This is a genomic window from Cohnella hongkongensis (genome assembly GCF_042654645.1).
GTDB lineage: Bacteria > Bacillota > Bacilli > Paenibacillales > Paenibacillaceae > Cohnella > Cohnella hongkongensis.
Genome location: NZ_JBHSEP010000008.1, coordinates 1 through 19,039, shown reverse-complemented (window position 1 = coordinate 19,039; position 19,039 = coordinate 1). Strand labels below are relative to the sequence as shown.

22 protein-coding genes are annotated in these 19,039 nt (G+C 59.4%); 21 read left to right on the top strand and 1 reads right to left on the bottom strand.

What is annotated here, in order from left to right:
• The first annotated feature begins 130 nt into the window (after positions 1-130).
• The 13 genes from hisC (at position 131) to ACFO3S_RS12435 (ending at position 11,355) form a co-directional block, all read left to right on the top strand.
• Entirely contained in the window at positions 131-1,228 is a 1,098-nt protein-coding gene (hisC, locus tag ACFO3S_RS12495; RefSeq protein WP_378096150.1) for a histidinol-phosphate transaminase, read from the top strand.
• Between the two features lie 4 nt (positions 1,229-1,232).
• Positions 1,233-2,381, top strand: a complete 1,149-nt coding sequence (locus ACFO3S_RS12490; RefSeq protein ID WP_378096148.1) for a prephenate dehydrogenase — start codon at positions 1,233-1,235, stop codon at positions 2,379-2,381.
• A 678-nt stretch (positions 2,382-3,059) separates the two neighbouring features.
• Positions 3,060-3,656 carry an RNA polymerase sigma factor gene (locus ACFO3S_RS12485; protein ID WP_378096729.1) on the top strand — a complete coding sequence of 199 codons (597 nt, stop codon included), beginning with the start codon at positions 3,060-3,062 and terminating at the stop codon, positions 3,654-3,656.
• Positions 3,653-4,249, top strand: coding sequence for an anti-sigma factor (locus ACFO3S_RS12480; protein ID WP_378096145.1), 597 nt, complete (start codon positions 3,653-3,655; stop codon positions 4,247-4,249). The genes ACFO3S_RS12485 and ACFO3S_RS12480 overlap by 4 nt, the downstream gene beginning before the upstream one ends.
• The gene (locus ACFO3S_RS12475; protein ID WP_378096142.1) at positions 4,246-4,857 is read left to right on the top strand and encodes a histidine phosphatase family protein; all 612 of its coding nucleotides are present in this window, start codon (positions 4,246-4,248) and stop codon (positions 4,855-4,857) included. The genes ACFO3S_RS12480 and ACFO3S_RS12475 overlap by 4 nt, the downstream gene beginning before the upstream one ends.
• A gap of 234 nt (positions 4,858-5,091) precedes the next feature.
• Complete coding sequence (locus tag ACFO3S_RS12470) at positions 5,092-6,309, top strand: hypothetical protein (protein WP_378096139.1); 1,218 nt, start codon at positions 5,092-5,094, stop codon at positions 6,307-6,309.
• 122 nt (positions 6,310-6,431) lie between these two features.
• Positions 6,432-6,614, top strand: a complete 183-nt coding sequence (locus ACFO3S_RS12465) for an IDEAL domain-containing protein (RefSeq protein WP_378096726.1) — start codon at positions 6,432-6,434, stop codon at positions 6,612-6,614.
• Positions 6,615-6,804: 190 nt separating this feature from the next.
• The gene (locus ACFO3S_RS12460; RefSeq protein WP_378096136.1) at positions 6,805-7,245 is read left to right on the top strand and encodes a DUF2487 family protein; all 441 of its coding nucleotides are present in this window, start codon (positions 6,805-6,807) and stop codon (positions 7,243-7,245) included.
• A 233-nt stretch (positions 7,246-7,478) separates the two neighbouring features.
• On the top strand, positions 7,479-8,012 hold the full coding sequence (locus ACFO3S_RS12455; protein ID WP_378096133.1) for a ubiquinol-cytochrome c reductase iron-sulfur subunit: 534 nt from the start codon (positions 7,479-7,481) through the stop codon (positions 8,010-8,012).
• A gap of 19 nt (positions 8,013-8,031) precedes the next feature.
• Positions 8,032-8,703: a menaquinol-cytochrome c reductase cytochrome b subunit gene (qcrB, locus tag ACFO3S_RS12450; RefSeq protein WP_094042727.1), complete on the top strand. Its 672-nt coding sequence runs from the start codon at positions 8,032-8,034 to the stop codon at positions 8,701-8,703.
• A 20-nt stretch (positions 8,704-8,723) separates the two neighbouring features.
• Entirely contained in the window at positions 8,724-9,593 is an 870-nt protein-coding gene (locus tag ACFO3S_RS12445) for a c-type cytochrome (RefSeq protein WP_378096129.1), read from the top strand.
• A gap of 77 nt (positions 9,594-9,670) precedes the next feature.
• Positions 9,671-10,333, top strand: a complete 663-nt coding sequence (locus ACFO3S_RS12440; RefSeq protein WP_378096126.1) for a DUF1405 domain-containing protein — start codon at positions 9,671-9,673, stop codon at positions 10,331-10,333.
• A gap of 44 nt (positions 10,334-10,377) precedes the next feature.
• Positions 10,378-11,355, top strand: a complete 978-nt coding sequence (locus ACFO3S_RS12435) for a sporulation protein YpjB (RefSeq protein WP_378096123.1) — start codon at positions 10,378-10,380, stop codon at positions 11,353-11,355.
• Between the two features lie 2 nt (positions 11,356-11,357).
• Here ACFO3S_RS12435 and ACFO3S_RS12430 read toward each other — a convergent pair whose 3' ends face one another.
• Positions 11,358-12,227 carry a YitT family protein gene (locus ACFO3S_RS12430; RefSeq protein WP_378096120.1) on the bottom strand — a complete coding sequence of 290 codons (870 nt, stop codon included), beginning with the start codon at positions 12,225-12,227 and terminating at the stop codon, positions 11,358-11,360.
• 86 nt (positions 12,228-12,313) lie between these two features.
• Here ACFO3S_RS12430 and ACFO3S_RS12425 point away from each other — a divergent pair, with 86 nt between their 5' ends.
• The 8 genes from ACFO3S_RS12425 to ACFO3S_RS12390 all read left to right on the top strand — a co-directional run bounded on the left by ACFO3S_RS12425 (position 12,314) and on the right by ACFO3S_RS12390 (position 18,893).
• Positions 12,314-12,682, top strand: a complete 369-nt coding sequence (locus ACFO3S_RS12425; protein WP_378096117.1) for a nucleotide pyrophosphohydrolase — start codon at positions 12,314-12,316, stop codon at positions 12,680-12,682.
• A gap of 46 nt (positions 12,683-12,728) precedes the next feature.
• Positions 12,729-13,277 carry a tetratricopeptide repeat protein gene (locus ACFO3S_RS12420; protein WP_378096113.1) on the top strand — a complete coding sequence of 183 codons (549 nt, stop codon included), beginning with the start codon at positions 12,729-12,731 and terminating at the stop codon, positions 13,275-13,277.
• 5 nt (positions 13,278-13,282) lie between these two features.
• Positions 13,283-14,086 (top strand): 4-hydroxy-tetrahydrodipicolinate reductase, encoded by an 804-nt coding sequence (gene dapB / locus ACFO3S_RS12415; RefSeq protein WP_378096110.1) that lies wholly within the window; start codon positions 13,283-13,285, stop codon positions 14,084-14,086.
• A 53-nt stretch (positions 14,087-14,139) separates the two neighbouring features.
• A complete protein-coding gene (locus ACFO3S_RS12410) occupies positions 14,140-14,562 on the top strand; it encodes a methylglyoxal synthase (RefSeq protein ID WP_378096107.1) in 423 nt (140 codons plus the stop codon).
• Between the two features lie 6 nt (positions 14,563-14,568).
• Entirely contained in the window at positions 14,569-15,279 is a 711-nt protein-coding gene (gene bshB1 / locus ACFO3S_RS12405) for a bacillithiol biosynthesis deacetylase BshB1 (RefSeq protein WP_378096104.1), read from the top strand.
• Between the two features lie 107 nt (positions 15,280-15,386).
• The gene (gene bshA / locus ACFO3S_RS12400) at positions 15,387-16,550 is read left to right on the top strand and encodes an N-acetyl-alpha-D-glucosaminyl L-malate synthase BshA (RefSeq protein WP_378096723.1); all 1,164 of its coding nucleotides are present in this window, start codon (positions 15,387-15,389) and stop codon (positions 16,548-16,550) included.
• A gap of 55 nt (positions 16,551-16,605) precedes the next feature.
• A complete protein-coding gene (locus ACFO3S_RS12395) occupies positions 16,606-17,922 on the top strand; it encodes a CCA tRNA nucleotidyltransferase (protein WP_378096101.1) in 1,317 nt (438 codons plus the stop codon).
• Positions 17,919-18,893 (top strand): biotin--[acetyl-CoA-carboxylase] ligase, encoded by a 975-nt coding sequence (locus ACFO3S_RS12390; protein ID WP_378096098.1) that lies wholly within the window; start codon positions 17,919-17,921, stop codon positions 18,891-18,893. The genes ACFO3S_RS12395 and ACFO3S_RS12390 overlap by 4 nt, the downstream gene beginning before the upstream one ends.
• Positions 18,894-19,039 lie beyond the last annotated feature (146 nt).

The window sequence follows — 19,039 nt, the reverse complement described above, 5'->3', positions numbered from 1 at the left end:
AATGCGTAAAGACACCTGTACAGCACCGCGTTGGTGTGTCACAATAGAATGACCATAACTTACGGAGCGACTGACGCCCGCCGCAGCGGAGCAGGCAGCGCTCCGTTGCCGTATCTCAGGAGGGACCGCCATGCAACCGAAACCGAATATTGTCCATTTACCGGTCTACCAGCCGGGCAAACCGGTAGAAGACGTCAAGAGAGAGCTCGGCTTGACCGAGGTGATCAAGCTGGCTTCCAACGAGAACCCGTTCGGCTGTTCGCCGAAGGCGAAGGAAGCGATCGCTCGCGAGCTCGACAACATCAGCATATACCCGGACGGCGCCGCCGTCGAGCTGACGAACGCCCTGGCCGAGCATCATGGCGTTAACCCGGACCAGCTTATTTTCGGAGCGGGCTCCGACGAGGTCATCCTGATGATCTGCCGGGCGTTTCTGCAGCCGGCGGACGAGACGATCATGGCCGACCAGACGTTCCCGCAATACAAGCATAACGTCACGGTCGAGAACGCCAAATCGATCGAGGTGCCTCTTAAGGAAGGGACGCACGATCTGTACGCGATGCTGGAGCGAGTGAACGACAGAACAAAAATCGTCTGGGTGTGCAACCCGAACAATCCGACTGGGACGATCAATACGGCGGACGAGGTCGAATGGTTTCTTTCCAAGGTGCCGTCCCATGTGCTGGTCGTGCTCGACGAAGCTTACTGCGAATACATCGACGATCCCACCTTTCCGGACGGGCTCAAGCTGCTGCAGAAATATCCGAACGTCGTGCTGCTCAGAACGTTTTCGAAGATTTACGGGCTCGCCTCGCTTCGCATCGGCTACGGCATCGGACGCGCCGACGTCATTCGCAGCATCAATCAGGTGCGCGAGCCGTTCAACACGTCGCGGATCGGCCAGGCGGCTGCCCTCGCTTCCTTGCAGGACGGAGAGTTTATCGCATTCTGCCGCGAGGAGAACAAGAAGGGGCTCGACGACTTCCAGCGCGCGTTCGCGGATCTGGGCTTGAAGACGTTCCCGGCTTACGGCAACTTCATCATGGTCGACGTCCAGCGCCCGGGTCAGCAGGTGTTCGAGGCTCTGCTGCGCAAAGGGGTCATCGTCAGAGCGGGGCATCAGCGCTACCCGACCAGCATTCGGATTACGGTCGGAAGCCGGGAGCAGAACGAGAAAGTGATCGCCGCGCTGACCGCGGTGCTTCAAGAAATTGCGGTAAAGGTGTGATGGCATGAGCGGGGAGTTTAGCGGCTTTACGGACTTTATAGATTTCGACGAAGCCAATCCGATTCGCATCGCGATCTTCGGCGTCGGTCTGATCGGCGGCTCGCTGGCGCTGTGCTTTAAAGGCAAGCCCGGCGTTCACGTCGTCGGCCACTCGGTGAACCAGACGTCGACGGAGAAATATGTGGCGCTCGGCGTCGTGGATTCGGCGACCACCTCGCTGGAGGAGGCGGCGACCGGCGCGGACTTTATTTTCCTGTGCGTGCCGGTCGGGCGGCTCGAGCGCTATGTGGACGAACTGTCCAGGCTGCCGCTGAAGCGCGGCTGCATCATCTCCGACGTCGGCAGCACGAAGGCGTCCGTCGTCCGCCATGCGGACAAATTGAGCCTGAAGGGCGCCGTCTTTATCGGCGGGCACCCGATGGCCGGCTCGGAGCGTTCCGGCGTCGAAGCGGCCAGCTTCTACTTGTTGGAGAACGCCTACTACGTGCTGACGCCGACGGCGGATACGCCGCCGGAGCAGGTCGGCAAGCTGGAGCGGCTGCTGAAGCATACGCGCGCGCACATCGTGAAGACCGACGCCGTGCAGCACGACGATATCGTCGGCGCGATCAGCCATCTGCCGCATATGATCGCCGTCGCTCTCGTGAACCAGATCGCCGGCTATAACGAGTCGAACGAGCTGTACATGCGGCTTGCGGCGGGCGGCTTCCGCGACATTACGCGCATCGCCTCGAGCGATCCGCTCATCTGGCGGGATATTTTGTTGAGCAACCGCGACGTCATGCTCAAGCTCGTGCGCGACTGGCAGAGCGAGATGGACCGGTTCTCCGCGCTGCTGGAGCGGGAGGACGGCGAAGGGATCGCCGAGCGGTTCCGGGCGGCGGGAGAGTTTCGCGGCCGGCTGCCGGAACGGCGCAAGGGCATGATCACCTCTCTGTTCGAATGCTATGTCGACAACGTGCCGGACCATCCGGGCATCATCGGCAAAATTGCGACCGAGCTCGGTCAGGCCAAGATCAACCTGAGCAATCTGCAGATCATCGAAAGCAGGGAAGACGTGCCCGGTATTTTGCGGCTGTCGTTCAAGCAGGCGGAAGATTTGGACCGGGCGACGGCATTGCTGAGATCGCTGCAATACGAAGTGCATATGTAAATTCTTCTCGGAGAGCACGTTGCCTTGATCGGGGAGCGGAGCGGACGCTTCTCTTCCCGCGGGAGGGGGCGTGCTCTTTTTTACCGCCGTTTCTCCGACTATGCCGTCGCCTTTCCACGGGCCGCCCGGGGAGGCGGAGCACGCCGCAGTCCGCTCCCGGCGACGTGTTCGAACTCGGGGAACTCCAGCCTGAACGATATGGACGATCGAGAAACGAGGGCAAAAAAAAATCCACCCCGAAGGGTGGCTGCACAGAGTGCAAAGGATTGGATAGGAGTGGAGAGAAACCATACTGTACCTTTATTATATGTATTCGTTTTCATTTTGTCAATAAGCGCTTTCATTTTATTTTTGAAGCGTTTCCAAGTCTGCTCGTCCGCTTTCCGTTCTTTCGCTGCCGTACGGCGAAGCTGGTGCATTTGTCACTTCTTAGTGAAGAGGAGCATATATTCATTTCAGAACTCGGAACTCGATTGCGAAGCTTCCCGATTTTTTGAGAAATTTTTAAGCGCATAACCCCGCTACCTGTGTTACAATATCATATAGTATTTGTAAAATACTGGCTTGTTCACATTCTATGCGCTTTCGAGCGCAACTTTTTCGTTTTTGGCCGGTACAATGAAGTAAGGAAACCGGCTGCGAACGTTCACCCTGAACAGGGGGAGGGTCGCGGAAATGATGACCGATTCCCAGTTGATACGGGAAATTAAGGACGGCAACGTCGAATTATACTCGACGCTTATGGGCAGATACCAGAAGAAAATCCTTTCTTTCGTCTACCATATGCTGAAGAGCGCCAAGCTTGAGATCATGGCGGAGGATCTATGCTCCGAAACGTTCTACAAAGCCTATCGAAGCTTACACTCCTTCCGGGAAGTGGATGCGTCCTTTTCGACATGGCTTTATACGATTGCACGCAACACCGTTCTCAGTGAACTGCGCAAGCAGAAGGCGGCGCATCTGTCACTGGACGACTCCACATACATACCAGCCGCTCCTTTGGAAGAGGCGCCCGAGCAGCGATTGCTGCGCAACGAGAAAGTTTCCATGGTGAGAGACGCGATCAACAGCCTGCCCGAGAAGCAGCGTTCGGCGCTCATTCTCAGGGAATACGACGGCATGGATTACCAGGAAATCGCCAACATTCTCGGACAGACGGTCAGTTCCGTCAAATCGCTGCTATTCCGGGCCCGGGCCAGCGTAAAGTCCCAATTGGAATCCTACTTTACGGAACCGGCCATGATGAAGGAGTACGAGGAGATGAAGCTGCGATGAAATGCGAAGAAGCCGCGGAATGGTTCGGAATTTACAGGGACCTGCCCGAAGATTCCGCCGATAAGCTCGCCGTAGATCTGCACGTGCAAAGCTGCGAGGAGTGCCAGGAGGAGTTTCGACTATGGGAAGAGAGCGCTCTTCTCATTCAGGAGCTGCCGCTGGACGACGATCAGTACGCCGTGCCGTTCTCTCCCGTCCAGGTCAACCAGAAAGTGATGGATCGCATCTATATGGAGCAGAGCTGGTACATGCCGGCCACCCGACGCACCTACGCTTTTTCTTTTCTTTTCCGAAAGCGGGTGGCGGGCGTTCTGGCCGCTCTGCTGGCGCTGTTCGTCAGCGGGTTTCTGTACGCCGCCTTCGGCAACGGCATGGTGAAGGACCCTTCAACCGTCCGGGAGTCGGCGAGTGCGTTCGCCGCCAGTCATCCATACGGAGACGATATCCGACTGGATATTCCCGTCGCCAGCCTTAGCGACCCGATCATATTGAACGTCTCTCCGAACGTGCCCGAATACTGGATCGCCTTCTCCATCATCGGGATGATCATGACGCTTCTTATTCTGAATTGGTTTTCGCGGGTGCGCTCATGAGCGGAGCGACTCGAATCGGCTGGGTTCGCCACGGCATTACCGAGTGGAATCAGCGCGGCGTCATTCAGGGCGTCACCGACATTCCGCTCAGCCCGGAAGGTCTGCGGCAGGCGAGACTGCTGGCCGACCGGCTGTCCCGGGAACTGATCGGCTGGCACGGCGTCTGCTGCAGCGATCTCCAGCGCGCCGTCCAGACTGCGGAGATTCTCTCCTCCCGTCTCGGAATTCCGCTCATGCAGGATGCGAGGCTGAGGGAACGGTCGTTCGGAGAGGCGGAAGGAACGACGCCCGCGGAGCGACTGGAGAGATGGGGAGAAAACTGGAGGAGCTGCGTCCCCGGCCAGGAGTCCGACGACTCCGTCAGAGAGCGGGGCTTGGCCTTCGTCCGGGAGTGGACGGAGACACACGCCGGCGAGTCCTGGCTGGTCGTTACGCACGGCAGCTTTCTGGCGAGAATGCTCCAAGCGCTCTGCAAGGGGCTGGACGACTCGCATCTGCTGAACATGTCGTTAACGGTACTCGAACGGCAGCAGGAGGAATGGAAGCCGCTCCTGCACAACTGCACGAAGCATCTGCTCGAGGAAGAGCAACCGACGATCCATCCGTAGAGAGAACGAACAAGGCCGTCCGCAGGGACGGCCTTGTTTGCGATTCAGAAGAATAAAATACGCTATTCTGATCTGAATCGCCTCCGGCAAAAACGCGATTTCGCGTCTATAGGACGCCGGAGGCGTTTTTGCTTGAGTTCTGGGCGCAGGCCGCCGCTTGGACCGTCGCCACGTTTAAGACGGCGCTCCCGCGACTATACTGAACAGTAAATCCTCCCGGAAGGGGGAACCTTCATGAACTTGGCCGATATGCTCTGCTACGCGGACATTGCCGAATTGAAAAAAATCGCCGATACGTACGAGTGCGCCAGCACGAGCCATTCGAAGAACGAGCTGATTCAGAACATTCTTGCCACGGTGCAGAGAAGGGACGTCATCGAATCCCGAATCCGGGAAATCTCGGGCAGCGATATGCGTTTCTTGAACTCTCTCGTGTTCGAGAACAGAAACGCCTACAGCCTCGAGGAATTAAAGGCGAGGGCGCTGGACAAGTCGGCGCCGGCGGGGACCGCCGTCGCCCCGCCCGAGTCCGGGGCCGGGAAGAAGCCGGCGAAGTCGCGCAAAGCGAAGGCCGCCGAGCAGAAGCCGCCTCCGGGACCGGAAGAGCTGGCGCGGCTCTCGATCTCGAGATTCAAGAGCTTCGGATGGCTGTTCAGCGGCTTTTCGCAGCAGACCCGCTCGCTGTTTCAAGTGCCGGAGGACATCAAGTCCCGGCTGTGCGACGTGCTGGAGAGACGGTACAAGGAAAGTCTGGTCTATACCGGCGAGCCGCTGGCCTACCGCGACGAACGCAGCCTTCTCGCCGAGGACGCCGTCCACTTTCTCCGCTTCGTCCGCAGCCATATCGTTCCGCTGACCGCGGAGGGCGTCATGTACAAGCGGCAGCTGACGCAAGCGCTCGATCAGCTGGCCGTCGTCGAACCGCTGCCGACGAGGGGAGGATGGCGCTTCGGATACGGCCGGCACTTTCGGGACTATCCCGACCGTTTCTCTCTATTGTACGACTTCGTCTATTACGAAGGGCTCGTCTCGGAGAGCGGCGCAGGCCACTTGACGCTAACCCCTGCGGGAACGGATGTCGCGAGCGGACTCGTCCGGCCCGATCCGGCCCGCATGTATCGATTCTGGATGAGACTCTATAAAGGGCCGATCCCGAATCTGTCCTCGACGGTGCAGTGGATCGCCAGATTGTCGGCGGAATGGGTGACGGTCGATTCGCTAGCCGAGGTTCTGCAGCCGCTGATCCGCCCGTATTACTACGATACGGCGACGGATATTTTCGAACAGCGGATCCTGAAGATGCTGATGCATCTCGGCGTGCTGCGATGGGGAGAGACAAGTCGCGGCCAGCGGGTCGTCAGAGCGACGCCCCAAGGCAGAGCGCTCGTCTCGGGACATCCGCTAGCTTACGAGGATACGCTTCATCTCGAAGCGAACGGAAACAAGCCTTGACGCGGATAGGCTAAGGTACATTGATTCGCAGGGGGGCTATCGTCTTGAGCGGGGCAGACATCGGTGAATATGCTTTAATGGGAGCCGATGCGCTCGCAGCCGAACAACCGGAGGTGCAACGAATGGACAACATGAAAGTCGCCTACGAGACAATGCTGGGATTGGCGGCAGAAATGGTCCTGGACGAAGCGCTGCGCAATTACCGGACGGAGAGAATCTACAACGAAATTGACGACGCGCTTGCGCAAGGTGACGTAGAATCGTTTCGGCGCTTGACCGACGAACTGAAGACGATCCGAGAGTAGCCCGGCGCCTCGCCGCCAGCGGCAAGAAATCGGAAGAAATCGAGACGACCCGGCCGCTTGCGGCCGGGTTTTTGCTATGCGCGACGGCAAGAGAGAGTGGCGATCGTTTTCGCGGCCGGACTTTCTTTGTCCCGGGTTTTCGAGTACGATGAATAGATGATGAAAGATGGAAAGGAGCGAAACGAACGGAATGAAATTCAGCGAGATCGACCCGCTGAGCTGGCCGGAGCTGCAGCCTTATCTGGATACGTGCCTGCTGCCTCTATCCGGCTTGACCGGAGAGGAATCCCCTTCGGAGGCGACGGAGAAGGTGGCGAGGACGGGCGAGTGGCTGGCGCCTCTCGAGGAAGCGTTCCGGGGACGCACAGTGACGATGCCGGCCTACCATTACGGGGCGGGCGGCCCGGAGCAAGTCCTTCAACTGAACAAGCTGATCGCGTCCTGGAGGAACGGAGGGTTTCGCTACGTCGTTCTGGTGAGCGGACAGCCCCTGAAGCTGCCTGGCGTCGCCGCAGACGTTTACTTGCATCCCGCCTCGGACAGCGAGCCGCCCGACGACCGGTCGATTACAAAGTCGGTCGCCGACCTGTGGCGCAGCCGGACGAATGCGAACGCCGAGTTCTCGGAATAGTACGCCGAACGAATAGATTGGCAGCATAGGGTAAACAATAGTCAGGCGCAAGCCGTCAGGGAAATGTGACAAAATGAGAACATTTTGGCTGCGCAGCTCCCGCTAGCCCGGAGAAACGCCCGACCGTATTCTTGACGCTCCATAGCGCGTGGGCTATTATAGTTATGTCCTTGTGAACAAAATGGAGAGTCCGTATCGGACGCGAGATTGGTGTGGCAAAGGGGGTAGAACGAATGGACCACAATAAGCAGCAAGAAACCGCGCACAAACCAGTCAAGCGGAAAGAAATGTCAAGACGTCAGTTTCTGTCGTACACGCTTGGCGGAGCGGGAGCCTTCATGGCTGGCGGAGCCGTTTTGCCGATGATCCGCTTTGCCGTAGATCCTATATTGCAAAAGAAAGAATCCGGCGGGTTCGTGAAGGTTATCGAAGAAAGCCAAGTGACGAGCGAGCCTACCGAAGTGAAGTTCAAAATTCACCAAGTGGACGGCTGGTACGAGAGCGATCCGAAGCTGGCCGCATGGATTACCAAAGGCGACGACGGTAAGATTTATGCGCTATCCCCGGTGTGCAAGCACTTGGGCTGCATGGTGAGCTGGGGCGGGGATGCGGCGCCCAACAAATACCACTGCCCGTGCCACGGAGCGCTGTATTCGAAGGACGGCCAAGCTCTGAAAGTAGCGCCTAAGCCGCTCGACGAATACGAAGTCAGAACGGAGAACGGCTGGGTATATCTCGGGCCGATTATACCGAATAGTCGCGTTTAGAAGGAGGGCGTTTCGTCCCATGTTCAAAAACATGTACAACTGGATCGACGAACGTCTCGATATTACGCCGATGTGGAGAGACATCGCCGATCACGAGGTGCCTGAGCACGTCAACCCGGCGCATCACTTCTCCGCGTTCGTTTATTGCTTCGGCGGATTGACGTTCTTCATCACCGTCATCCAGATCCTTTCGGGGATGTTCTTGACGATGTATTACGTCCCAGACATCATTAACGCGTATTACAGCGTTGACTACCTGCAGCATCAAGTCGCTTTCGGCGCGATCGTGCGGGGGATGCATCACTGGGGAGCAAGTCTGGTTATCGTTATGATGTTCCTACATACTCTGCGCGTTTTCTTCACAGGCTCTTACAAGGCGCCTCGCGAGATGAACTGGGTTGTCGGAATGTTGATTTTCTTCGTTATGCTGGGCCTCGGTTTCACGGGCTATCTGCTTCCGTGGGACAACAAAGCCTATTATGCGACGAAGGTAGGTCTGGAAATTGCCGGATCGGTGCCTTTCTTAGGGGAGTACATCAAGGAGCTTATGAACGGTGGAACGATCGTCGGCGCTCAGACGCTGACCCGATTCTTCGCGATCCACGTGTTCTTCCTTCCTGGCGCGCTGCTCGCATTGCTTGCCGGACACTTCTTTATGATTCGAAAACAGGGCATTTCCGGGCCGCTGTAAGAGAGGGGGAGTGACTAGCGATGGCACATAAACATGATCCAAACGAGAAAGTCGTATACGTCGGCGACTCGCGCATTAAGAAGCGGGACTACTCCGGCGTTACGCCGCCCGATTATTCGGCGTATCCGGGCAAATCCGAGGCCTTCATCCCGAACTTCCTGCTGAAAGAATGGATGGTCGGCGTTGTCGTGCTCGTCGGGTTTCTGACGCTTGTCATTGCTCACCCGGCTCCGCTCGGATATCCCGCGGATCCGTTGAACAGCGCGTTCATCCCGATGCCGGACTGGTACTTCCTGTTCCTGTATCAATTGCTGAAATATCCGTACGCATCCGGCGACTACATCGTGCTCGGCATTCTCGGCTTGTCCGGAATTCCGTTCGTCGCCCTGCTGCTTGCGCCTTTCCTGGATACCGGCAAGGAGCGTCGCTTCTACCGCCGTCCGATCGCGTCTTCCTTGATGCTTGTGTCGCTGGTCGCAGTCGCCTACTTGACGTGGGTGTCCTGGGATCACTACCAGCACGAGCTGGAAGCGAACGGACAAATTCCGGAGCATATCGAGCGCAAAATCAAGGCGGAGGAGTCCGTCAACGCCGGCAAGGAACGTTGGGTACCGGGCAAGGAGAAAATTCCGGCCATGGTCGCCGCGGACGATCCGGCATTCACCGAAGTGATGACGCAGGCGCAATGTATCGCTTGTCACGGCGCGGAGCTTGAAGGCGGAGGCGCGCCAGCGCTTCGCGGCATTGGCGACGTGCTGAGCAAGGAAGAACTGGTCGACATTATCGCTAACGGCGCGGCCGACGGCGCGATGCCGGCTTTCCAAGGCCAGCTCACCGACGAAGAGATCGATCAGGTTGCAACGTGGCTTGCTCAACAAAAAGCGGAGTAATCCGCATTCGGTTATAAACCTGACCTTAACCGGTCAGGTTTTTTTATAAGTGGTGATCCGGAAAGGACGTGCGCCCGATGCACTGGGTGAAATGGCTGTTGTCCAGAAGCGTGCTGCTTCATCCCGCGACTTTATGGCTGGCGATGATCGTCTACGTACCGGGGACGATCTACGGGTACTATTGGTACAAAGGCCAGCTGATCGAAACCTGGAACGACCATCCTCGCTGGCAGCTTCCGTTCGTTCCGGACAGTCCTACGGCTTCGTTGTTTTTCGCCGTCGCTCTGCTGTGGCTCTGGATCGCGCCGAGACGGTCGCCTCGTCCCTGGGTGAACGGCGCGCGCGGCGTCGTTGAGGCGCTCGGCGTCGTCACCTCCTTTAAGTACGGAATCTGGGCGACCGCGGTCATATTCGCCGGTCAGGCGCAGGGGGACGTGCTTTACTGGGACCATTGGATGCTCATCGTCGGGCATACGGCAATGGCGGTGATGGCGCTGCTCTATGCCCGGTTTTTCACGTTCGGGGGAATGGCGCTGCTGGCCGCTGCCGCCTGGACGTTCCTTAACGACACGGTGGATTATACGTTCGGCGTCTATCCGTACTTGCCTTCGCAGCTCGACGACGACGTCGCTTACGTCGCCGTGTTCACGTTCGCATTAACGGCGGTCAGCGCGGTTGCGGCTGCACTGGCGAAGTTTCCGTACGCGAGACGGAAGGCGTCCGGGGACGAGACGTTCTAATCGGGGACATCCCTTCATATCCATGGGGGTAGGAGGGGATGTCCGTGTTGTTATTTCGAGCGTTAAGGATGCGAATGAGGATAGAAGCTCTAACGCTGACAGGCTTAGGGCTAGCGCTCGTCTTCGGGCTGCTGGCCGCCTTTCCCGGCGCGGCGAAGGCAGAGGGCGCCCCGCAGGGCGATCCGCCGACGGACGCCTCCGTCTCCGGACAAGCCTACGAGCGGTTTCTGGCCGCGGCGGAGCGGCTCTACGAGTCGGTTAACGGGGGCCGGCAAGCCGCCGCGCAGGAGCAGCTGAACGAGATCGAGCAGCAATTGCGAAGCCTGCCTATGAAGGCGATCGCTACGGCGGAGGGCATTCGAGCTCTGGCGCACGATGTGGCGGAGCTGAAGCGGACGCTGGCCGCCGTCCGGCCGGATGAAGCCAAATGGAGGAACGGCGCGGCTTCGTTAAGATTGGCCGCGGACGAGCTCGCACATCCGGACCGACCGCTCTGGCATCGCTATGATACGGTAGTGCAAGAGGATATCAACAAGCTGGCTGCGAGTCTGGGAGACGACGCCGGACGGCTGGGGCGACTGGAGCCTGCCGTTCATCAAGCCTTCGGGCAGCTGTCGGAGCATTACGGGCTCGTTCGCACGGCGGCGCTGCTTCGCGCCGACCCCTGGGTCATCGAACGGATCGACACCGTTCTTCGCTATGCCGGCCGCATTTATGAAGCGCAATCGCCGAAGCCGGAGCTCGTGCAAGGCACGCTCGCTCCGATCCGCGAAGCGTTCGGAGAGCTGTTCCCGGACCGGGGAGCCGCGTCGGAGACGGTCGTTCCCCCGCTTGGCGCAGCGCCGCCGTCCTGGGGATGGTCGGCGATGATGGGGACCTTCATCGTGACGATTTTGACGTGGGCGGGATGGAGGCGGTACAAGTACGAGGAGGCGATGGGAGGTCATGCGGGAGGCGCCCGCCCGGACGAGAGGGAGGATGCGGCCGAAAGGTGGCTTGGCAGCTGGCGCAGGAGGAAATGAGATCACTCGTCCCGGAACCCTTCGCCAAGCACGTCGTGCACATCGCTGATGACGATAAAAGCCCTCCGGTCATGCTGACGGACGAGGCTTTTTAATTTGCCGATTTCGAACCGTCCGACGACACAGAATACGACCGTCCTGTTCTCCCCGGAGAAGGCGCCGACCGCGGGCATCAAGGTGACGCCCCGATCGAGGACATCCGTCACCCGGCGCGCGAGCCGTTCCGGGTCGCGGCACATAATCGTGAACGCTTTGGCGGCGTAGGCGCCTTCTTGAATGTAGTCGATGATTCTGGAGGCGATGAACACGCTGACGATCGTGTAAAGCACCTTCTCCTTGGGGATGAGCAGAAGGGAGATGCCGAGAATGGCGGCGTCCAGCGACAAAATGATTCTCCCCATGCTCCAGCTTCGCGTGCGGTGAACGATTCTGGCGATAATATCGGCCCCGCCGGTCGTTCCCCCTGCCCGAAAAACGAGCCCGAGCCCCGTTCCCAGCGTCACTCCGGCGTACAGCACGGCCAGCATGAAATCCTGCTCGGCCCGGAACGGCACAAGCCAACCCCGCTCGACCAGACTTTCGGCCACCCACAAAAACAGAGACAGCAGCACCGTTCCGGCGAACGTATAGACCATCGCCTCTTTGCCGAGCAGCCGCCAGCCGAGAACGAACAGCGGCAGGTTGATCGCCAAGGAAGTGATCGACACGGGCAGATCGAGCGCATAGTTCAGCAGCACGGCGATCCCCGTAACCCCGCCTTCCATCAGCTGGTTCGGAAGAATGAAGTACTGCAGGCCGAAGGCGTAGAGCGCCGTTCCGGAGATCAGCAGCCCCCAGGTGTTCGCCGCTCGCCACACATCGTATCGGTTCATCGGGCGATTCCTCCAAAATTGCATTTGTTTTCGAATTCGTCTTACGATAACATAGGATAGAAACCATCAAGAAAGGGAAGTCGGAAATGGGAGAATCCCGTATTGTCGACTTAACGCTGCAGGAACGAACATTGGCCGACATGCAGCGCGAGGTGGACGCCTATATTTCGCAATTCAAGGAAGGCTACTTTTCGCCGCTTGCGATGATGGCCCGAATGACCGAGGAAGTCGGCGAGCTGGCACGAGAAGTGAACCATCGCTACGGTGAAAAGCCGAAGAAGCGAGACGAGGCCGACAATTCCGTCGAGCTGGAGCTGGGCGACATTTTATTTCTTGTCCTCTGCTTCGCCAACGCGCTCGGCATCGATATGACGGAAGCTCACCGCAAGGTGATGGAAAAATTCAATACCCGGGATGCGGACCGTTGGACGAAGAAGAACACGGATAACGGCTGACCCTCATATGCTGTACTATCCCCGATTCGAAGGGAGGATGGTCGGCATGAACGGGGATACGTGCATCCGTCGGGCCTATGACGCCATCTTTCAGGGCGATTTCGAATCGGCCGTCCGCTGGTTCGAGCAAGCGATCGAGCAGGAGCCGGACAATGCCGAATATTATTTTCGCGCCTCGATCACCTGTGCGAGAAGCGGAAAATCCGCACAGGCGCTGGACTACGCGTATAAAGCGGTGGAGCTCAGCCCGGACGACACCTCTTACCAGCTGCATCTGCGAATGCTGCAGGCCAGAGGGCGATTCGTCGAGGCGAGGCTGCTCATCTCGCAGCCGGAGCCGGACATCGCCCGAAGCGTGGCCCTTCTGCAGGAGGCGGTGCGGCTCGATCCGTTATCCGCTCAGGCGAAGCTGCTGCTTGGAATCGCCTATCGCGCCCAAGGCCATTACGGTCAAGCGCTCGACTCTATCCGCGATGCGCTGCAGCTGGACCCGGGTCTCGAAGAAGCGAGGAAATTGCTCGGAGAGATTCGCGTCGAGCGGCGTCGCCTTCTTAAACAACAATATTCCCATTATCACTCGAAAAGGAACAGGTGATTCTTATGCCGCAGAAAATTACAGTGGCCGTGGCGGGAGCCGGCGGCCGCATGGGCCGCGAAGTCGTCAGAATGGTGCTCGAAGATCCCGAGCTGGCACTGGTCGCCGCGATCGACAGATCGGCGGGCGCCGTTGACGCCGGAACGCTCGTCGGCAAGCCCGATACCGGCGTCATCGTGTCCCCGTCGCTGGCGGACGCGCTGGCGGCCAGCCGTCCTGACGTGCTCGTGGATTTCACCAATCCGAAATCCGCGATGCCGAACGCCGAGACGGCTCTGGCTCACGGAGTGCGTCCGGTAATCGGCACGACGGGATTTACCCCGGAGCAGATCGCCGAATTGGACAAGCAGTGCCGGGATCTCGGAATCGGCGGCCTGATTGCGCCGAACTTCTCGATCGGGGCGATTCTGATGATGAAGTTTTCGGCGATGGCCGCCAAATATTTTCCTCATGTGGAGATTATCGAGTACCACGGAGATCAGAAGCTGGACGCTCCTTCAGGCACTTCGATCAAGACGGCCGAATGGATTTCCGAGGCCCGCCAGGAGCTGCGTCAAGGCAATCCCGACGAGGAGGAAGTGATCGAGGGGGCCCGAGGCGGCTACTATAACGGGTTCCGCATACATAGCGTCCGATTGCCGGGCGTATTCGCCCAGCAGGAAGTCGTTTTCGGCGCGTTCGGCCAGACGCTCAAAATCCGCCACGATTCCTACGATCGCGCCGGTTATATGCCCGGCGTGAACACGGCGATCAAGAAGATTATGAGCGTCACCGGTATGGTCTACGGCTTCGAGCATTTCCTGGATTAGCCGTACCCGGATCCACCTAAATCGATTCCCCTCAGGAGAGGAGCCTGAAGTCAATGATCGATATCGCGCTCATCGCCCATGACCGCAAAAAAGAGGAAATGGTCAATTTCGCGATCGCCTACGAACATGTGCTTAAGCATCACAGATTGTATGCGACCGGGACGACGGGAACCCGGATTATGGAAAATACGTCGCTCAACGTTCATCGTTTTATGTCCGGTCCCCTCGGCGGAGATCAGCAGATCGGGGCGCTCGTCGCCGAGAACACAATGGACCTCATTTTATTTTTCCGGGACCCGCTGATGGCGCAGCCCCACGAGCCGGACATCATCGCGCTGCTGCGTCTGTGTGACGTGCAGGGCATTCCGGTGGCGACCAACGTCGCAACGGGCGAGCTGCTGATCAAGGCGCTCGAACGCGGGGACTTCGCCTGGCGCGAGCTTGTGCACAAGTACAAGCCCGGATTGGAAAAGTAACGAGCCATGAAGATTCAACCTTCAGATTCGCTGGATTTGTTGATCTTCGCCGCTCACCCCGACGATGCGGAAATCGGCATGGGAGGGACGATCGTCAAGCACGCGCGGGCAGGGCTCGCCGTCGGCATCGTCGATCTGACCTATGCCGAGATGTCCTCCAACGGCAGCGTGGAGACGCGTCAGCGGGAAGCCGCAAAAGCCGGCGAGATTCTGGGGCTGGCCGTGCGCGTGAATCTGGGCTTGCCGGATCGCGGCCTCGCATCCCTGCCGGACCAGATCGCCGCCATGGTCGGGGCGATTCGGAAATACCGGCCGCGAGTCGTGTTCGCGCCCTATTTCATCGATCGCCATCCCGATCATATTGCCTGCAGCCGAATGGCGGAGGAAGCGGTGTTTAACGCCAAGCTGAGAAAGTATGCGCCCGAGCTTCCGGCTTGGACGGTCGAGCAGCTCTATTTCTATTTCATTAACGACGCGCATACGCCGCAGCTGCTGATCGATATCGGCGACGTTCAGGAGACCAAGATGGAAGCTTTGCGCGCTTACCGATCGCAGTTCGCTCCCGAGGGGAGCGAGGCCGATTGGGTCGAGACGCCGCTGACGGGCGCTTATTTGGACCATATCGTCGCGCGGGACCGGCTGCTGGGCCAGCCGCGCAAGCTGCGGTACGCGGAAGGCTTTATCGCCAAAGGACCGATCGAGCTCGAGCGCTTCTAATGGCGAAGCCTAGGAGAATACAATAAGAAATGACGACCGGTAGCGGTCATGCGGCCGCATACGCTATCGGCCGATTGGCGTTCGGACGGGGAGGCATAAGGATCGACATGAATCGACCGCTCAAAATCGGAATTACGTGCTACCCTTCTCTCGGCGGCTCCGGAGTCGTCGCGACAGAGCTCGGAAAGCTTCTGGCGGAGAAAGGGCATGAAATTCACTTTATTACGCACAGCATGCCGTTTCGTCTCGGCAAGTTTCACCGCAACGTTTTTTATCATGAGGTAGAGGTGTCGGATTATTACGTATTCCGCTACCCGCCTTACGATCTGTCGCTCGCAAGCAAGATGAACCAGGTCGCCCGACTGCAAAATCTCGATCTGCTTCACGTCCATTATGCGGTGCCGCACGCCGTCTGCGCCATTCTGGCGAAGCAGATGGCCGGGGACGAGCTGAAGGTCGTCACGACGCTGCACGGAACGGATATTACCGTTCTGGCCCAGGACGAGTCGCTGAAGGACATTATCCGGTTTGGCATCCGCAAGAGCGACGCCGTCACGGCGGTCAGCCGCGATCTCATTCGGGAGACCCGGGAGCTGCTGGACATTCGCGAGCCGATCGACTTGACCTACAACTTCGTCGACAAGAGAATCTACTACCCGCGAGAATGCCGGGATTTGCGCCGGGATTACGCGGAGCCGCACGAGAAAGTGCTGATGCATATTTCCAATTTCCGTCCCGTGAAGCGCACGTCCGACGTCGTCGACATTTTCGCCAAGGTGCAGGCCGAGATTCCGGCCAGACTCGTTCTTGTCGGAGAGGGACCGGATTTGCCGCGCATTCAGTCGAAAATTCAAGCGATGGGGCTGTCGCACCGCGTTCATTTCTTGGGCAAGCAGGACGACGTCGCGCAGGTGATCTCCATCGCGGATCTGATGCTGCTTCCGTCGGAGAAGGAAAGCTTCGGCCTCGTGGCGCTGGAGGCGATGGCCTGCGGCGTGCCGACGATCGGATCGCTGGCCGGCGGCATTCCGGAGCTGGTGGAGCACGGACGCACCGGGTTCCTCTCTCCGGTCGGGGACACGGACGATATGGCGGCCAACGCCCTGAAGCTGCTTAGGGACGAAAAATTGTACGCGGATTTCAGGGAAAGATGTCTGTATCGGGCGCACCGCGTATTCTGCAACGAGCTGATCACGGCGCAGTACGAGGCCATCTACTACAGGGTGCTGGGAATGCCCGTGGAGGTTCCCGTTCCCGAGTGCAAAGTATAAGGCCTGAAGAGCCGACTTTTTGAATCCGCACTTTCCAAGAAGGAAGAGAAACGAAATGCGCAGTTCAGACGAAGACAGCAGATTGTGGGAGGACGGGCTGGCCGTCGTCCGAACGCTGGAAAACGCCGGCCACCAGGCGTATTTGGTCGGCGGGTGCGTTCGGGACAGATGGCTGGGCCGGCCTCTGAACGATATCGACATCGCGACGTCCGCAGAGCCGGCGGCGGTGATGGCGCTGTTCTCCAAGACGCTGCCGACCGGGCTGAAGCACGGTACGGTGACCGTGATGGAGGGGGGACGGCCGTTCGAGGTGACGACGTTCCGCCGGGAAGCGGGCTATTCGGACGGGAGAAGGCCCGATGAGGTCGCGTTCGTGCGGGAGGTGGAGGAGGATCTCGCGCGCCGCGACTTTACGTTTAATGCGATGGCGTTCTCCTCCGGCGGCGAGCTGATCGACCCCTTCGGCGGTCAGGATGCGCTTCGGGCGGGCGTCGTCGACTGCGTAGGAAACGCCTCCGAGCGCTTCGGAGAAGACGCGCTGCGCATGCTCCGGGCGATCCGGTTCGCGGCGGAGCTCGGCTTCGAGCTGCTGCCGGACGTCTGGGACGGCATCGTCAAGCAGCGCTCTCGGCTGAAGCAGGTCGCGCTCGAGCGCATCGGGGCGGAGTGGGACAAGATGATTGCCGGCAGCGGACCGGAGCAGGCGATGCACTATTTGTTCAAAAGCGGACTGCTCGCCTACGCGAAGGAGCCGCTGCCGGAAGCGATCGTCCAGGCGGCGGAGAGATATCGGCTCAACGGCTCGCCTTGGGAATGGGACCCTTGGGGCGCCGCGGTCTCCGACGAAGCCTCGCTCGGCCATCTGCTGTGCCTCCCGTCGCTGCCGGAGACCGACCTGCGCTGGGCCGCGCTGCTGACCGGCATGAACGTCGGCGAGACGGACGCGTCCGCGCTGCTTCGCACGCTGCGGATCGGCGGGCAGCGGACCGCGCGGATTGCCTCGGTCGCCGGCTTCTTCGAACGGCTGAGCGGCTGTCGTCCGGACGAATGGCGGCAAGGCTGGATTGAAGCGGTGCTGGACTTCGGCCGGCCGGTCGCCGAAGACGCGCTTGCCGTGCAGGAGGCGTGCGGGGAGCCGTGGGACGCCGCAAGAAGCTGGCTGGAAGACATGCCGATCGCCGCTGTGGCGGAGTTGAACGTGAAGGGCGACGAGCTGTCGGGTTATTTGCAGCAGCCGCCCGGACCGTGGATCGCCCGGACGCTTCGGCAACTTCTGGCGGAGGCGGCTTCCGGCCGTCTGCCCAACGAGAAATTCGCTCTCTTGTCCGCAGCCAAAGAGATGAGAGCGTCCAAGCGGGAGGGAAGCGAATGAACAAGGCGAATTTATTGCGTTTGCTGGAAGAGAGCGAAGGGGAATACGTCTCCGGCGAAGAGATCAGCAGACTGCTGAACGTCAGCCGAACGGCGATCTGGAAGCAGGTTCGCAAGCTGGAGGCCGACGGCTTCCGGATCGAGGCCGTTCCGCGTCTCGGCTACCGACTGATGGCCAAGCCCGCGAAGCTGACGATGCAGGAGCTGCTCCCGAAGCTGCGGACGGACACGTTCGGTCGCCGTCTGATTGTGCTGGACGTGACCGACTCGACGCAGAACGATCTGCGCCGACTGGCCGAGGAGGGGGCTGCCGAGGGCACGCTCGTTATCGCGGAGAAACAGACGCAAGGGAGAGGGCGGATGGGAAGAAGCTGGCTGTCGCCTTCGGGCAAAGGCATCTGGATGAGTCTGCTGCTCAGACCCCCGGTGCCGCTCCCGCTGACTCCGCAGCTGACTCTTCTGGCGGCCGTCGCCTTGAGCAGAGCGATCTCGCTGCATCTTCCCCAGCTGGACATCGGGATCAAGTGGCCGAACGACCTGCTCGTCGGCGGGAAAAAAATTAGCGGAATACTGCTGGAGTCCGCCGCAGAGGACGAGCGCTTGAATTACGTCGTAGCCGGCCTGGCCATCTCCGCGAATCTCGACGCGGAGGACTACCCGGAGGAACTGCTGGAGAAGGCGATTTCCTTGAAGATGGCGTCGGGAACGGCTGTCGACCGAGCCGGTCTGATCGCCGACGTGCTCGAGCAGTTCGAGCAGTTGTACAAGCTCTATCTGGACAAGGGCTTCGCGCCGATTCGAACGCTGTGGGAATCCCGATCGGTCACGCTGGGCAAGCCGACGGAGCTGCACACGCCGCAAGGAAAGGTGGCGGGAACCCCGCGCGGACTGGACGATATGGGAGGACTGCGCGTCGAGCTGCCGGACGGCTCCTGGCGAACCGTCTACTCGGGTGAAGTCGGAGCGCGCTAGCGGCTGGCGATTTGTGGCATCAGGCTCCACGCACCTGAATCAAAAATGAATCGTTAAAGCCATGTGTGAGTAAGGTTGCGAGGGTATTGTCGAAAATAAAGAAAATCCAAATTTTACTGGCAATTTTGGAGGAGGAAACGGCTTAA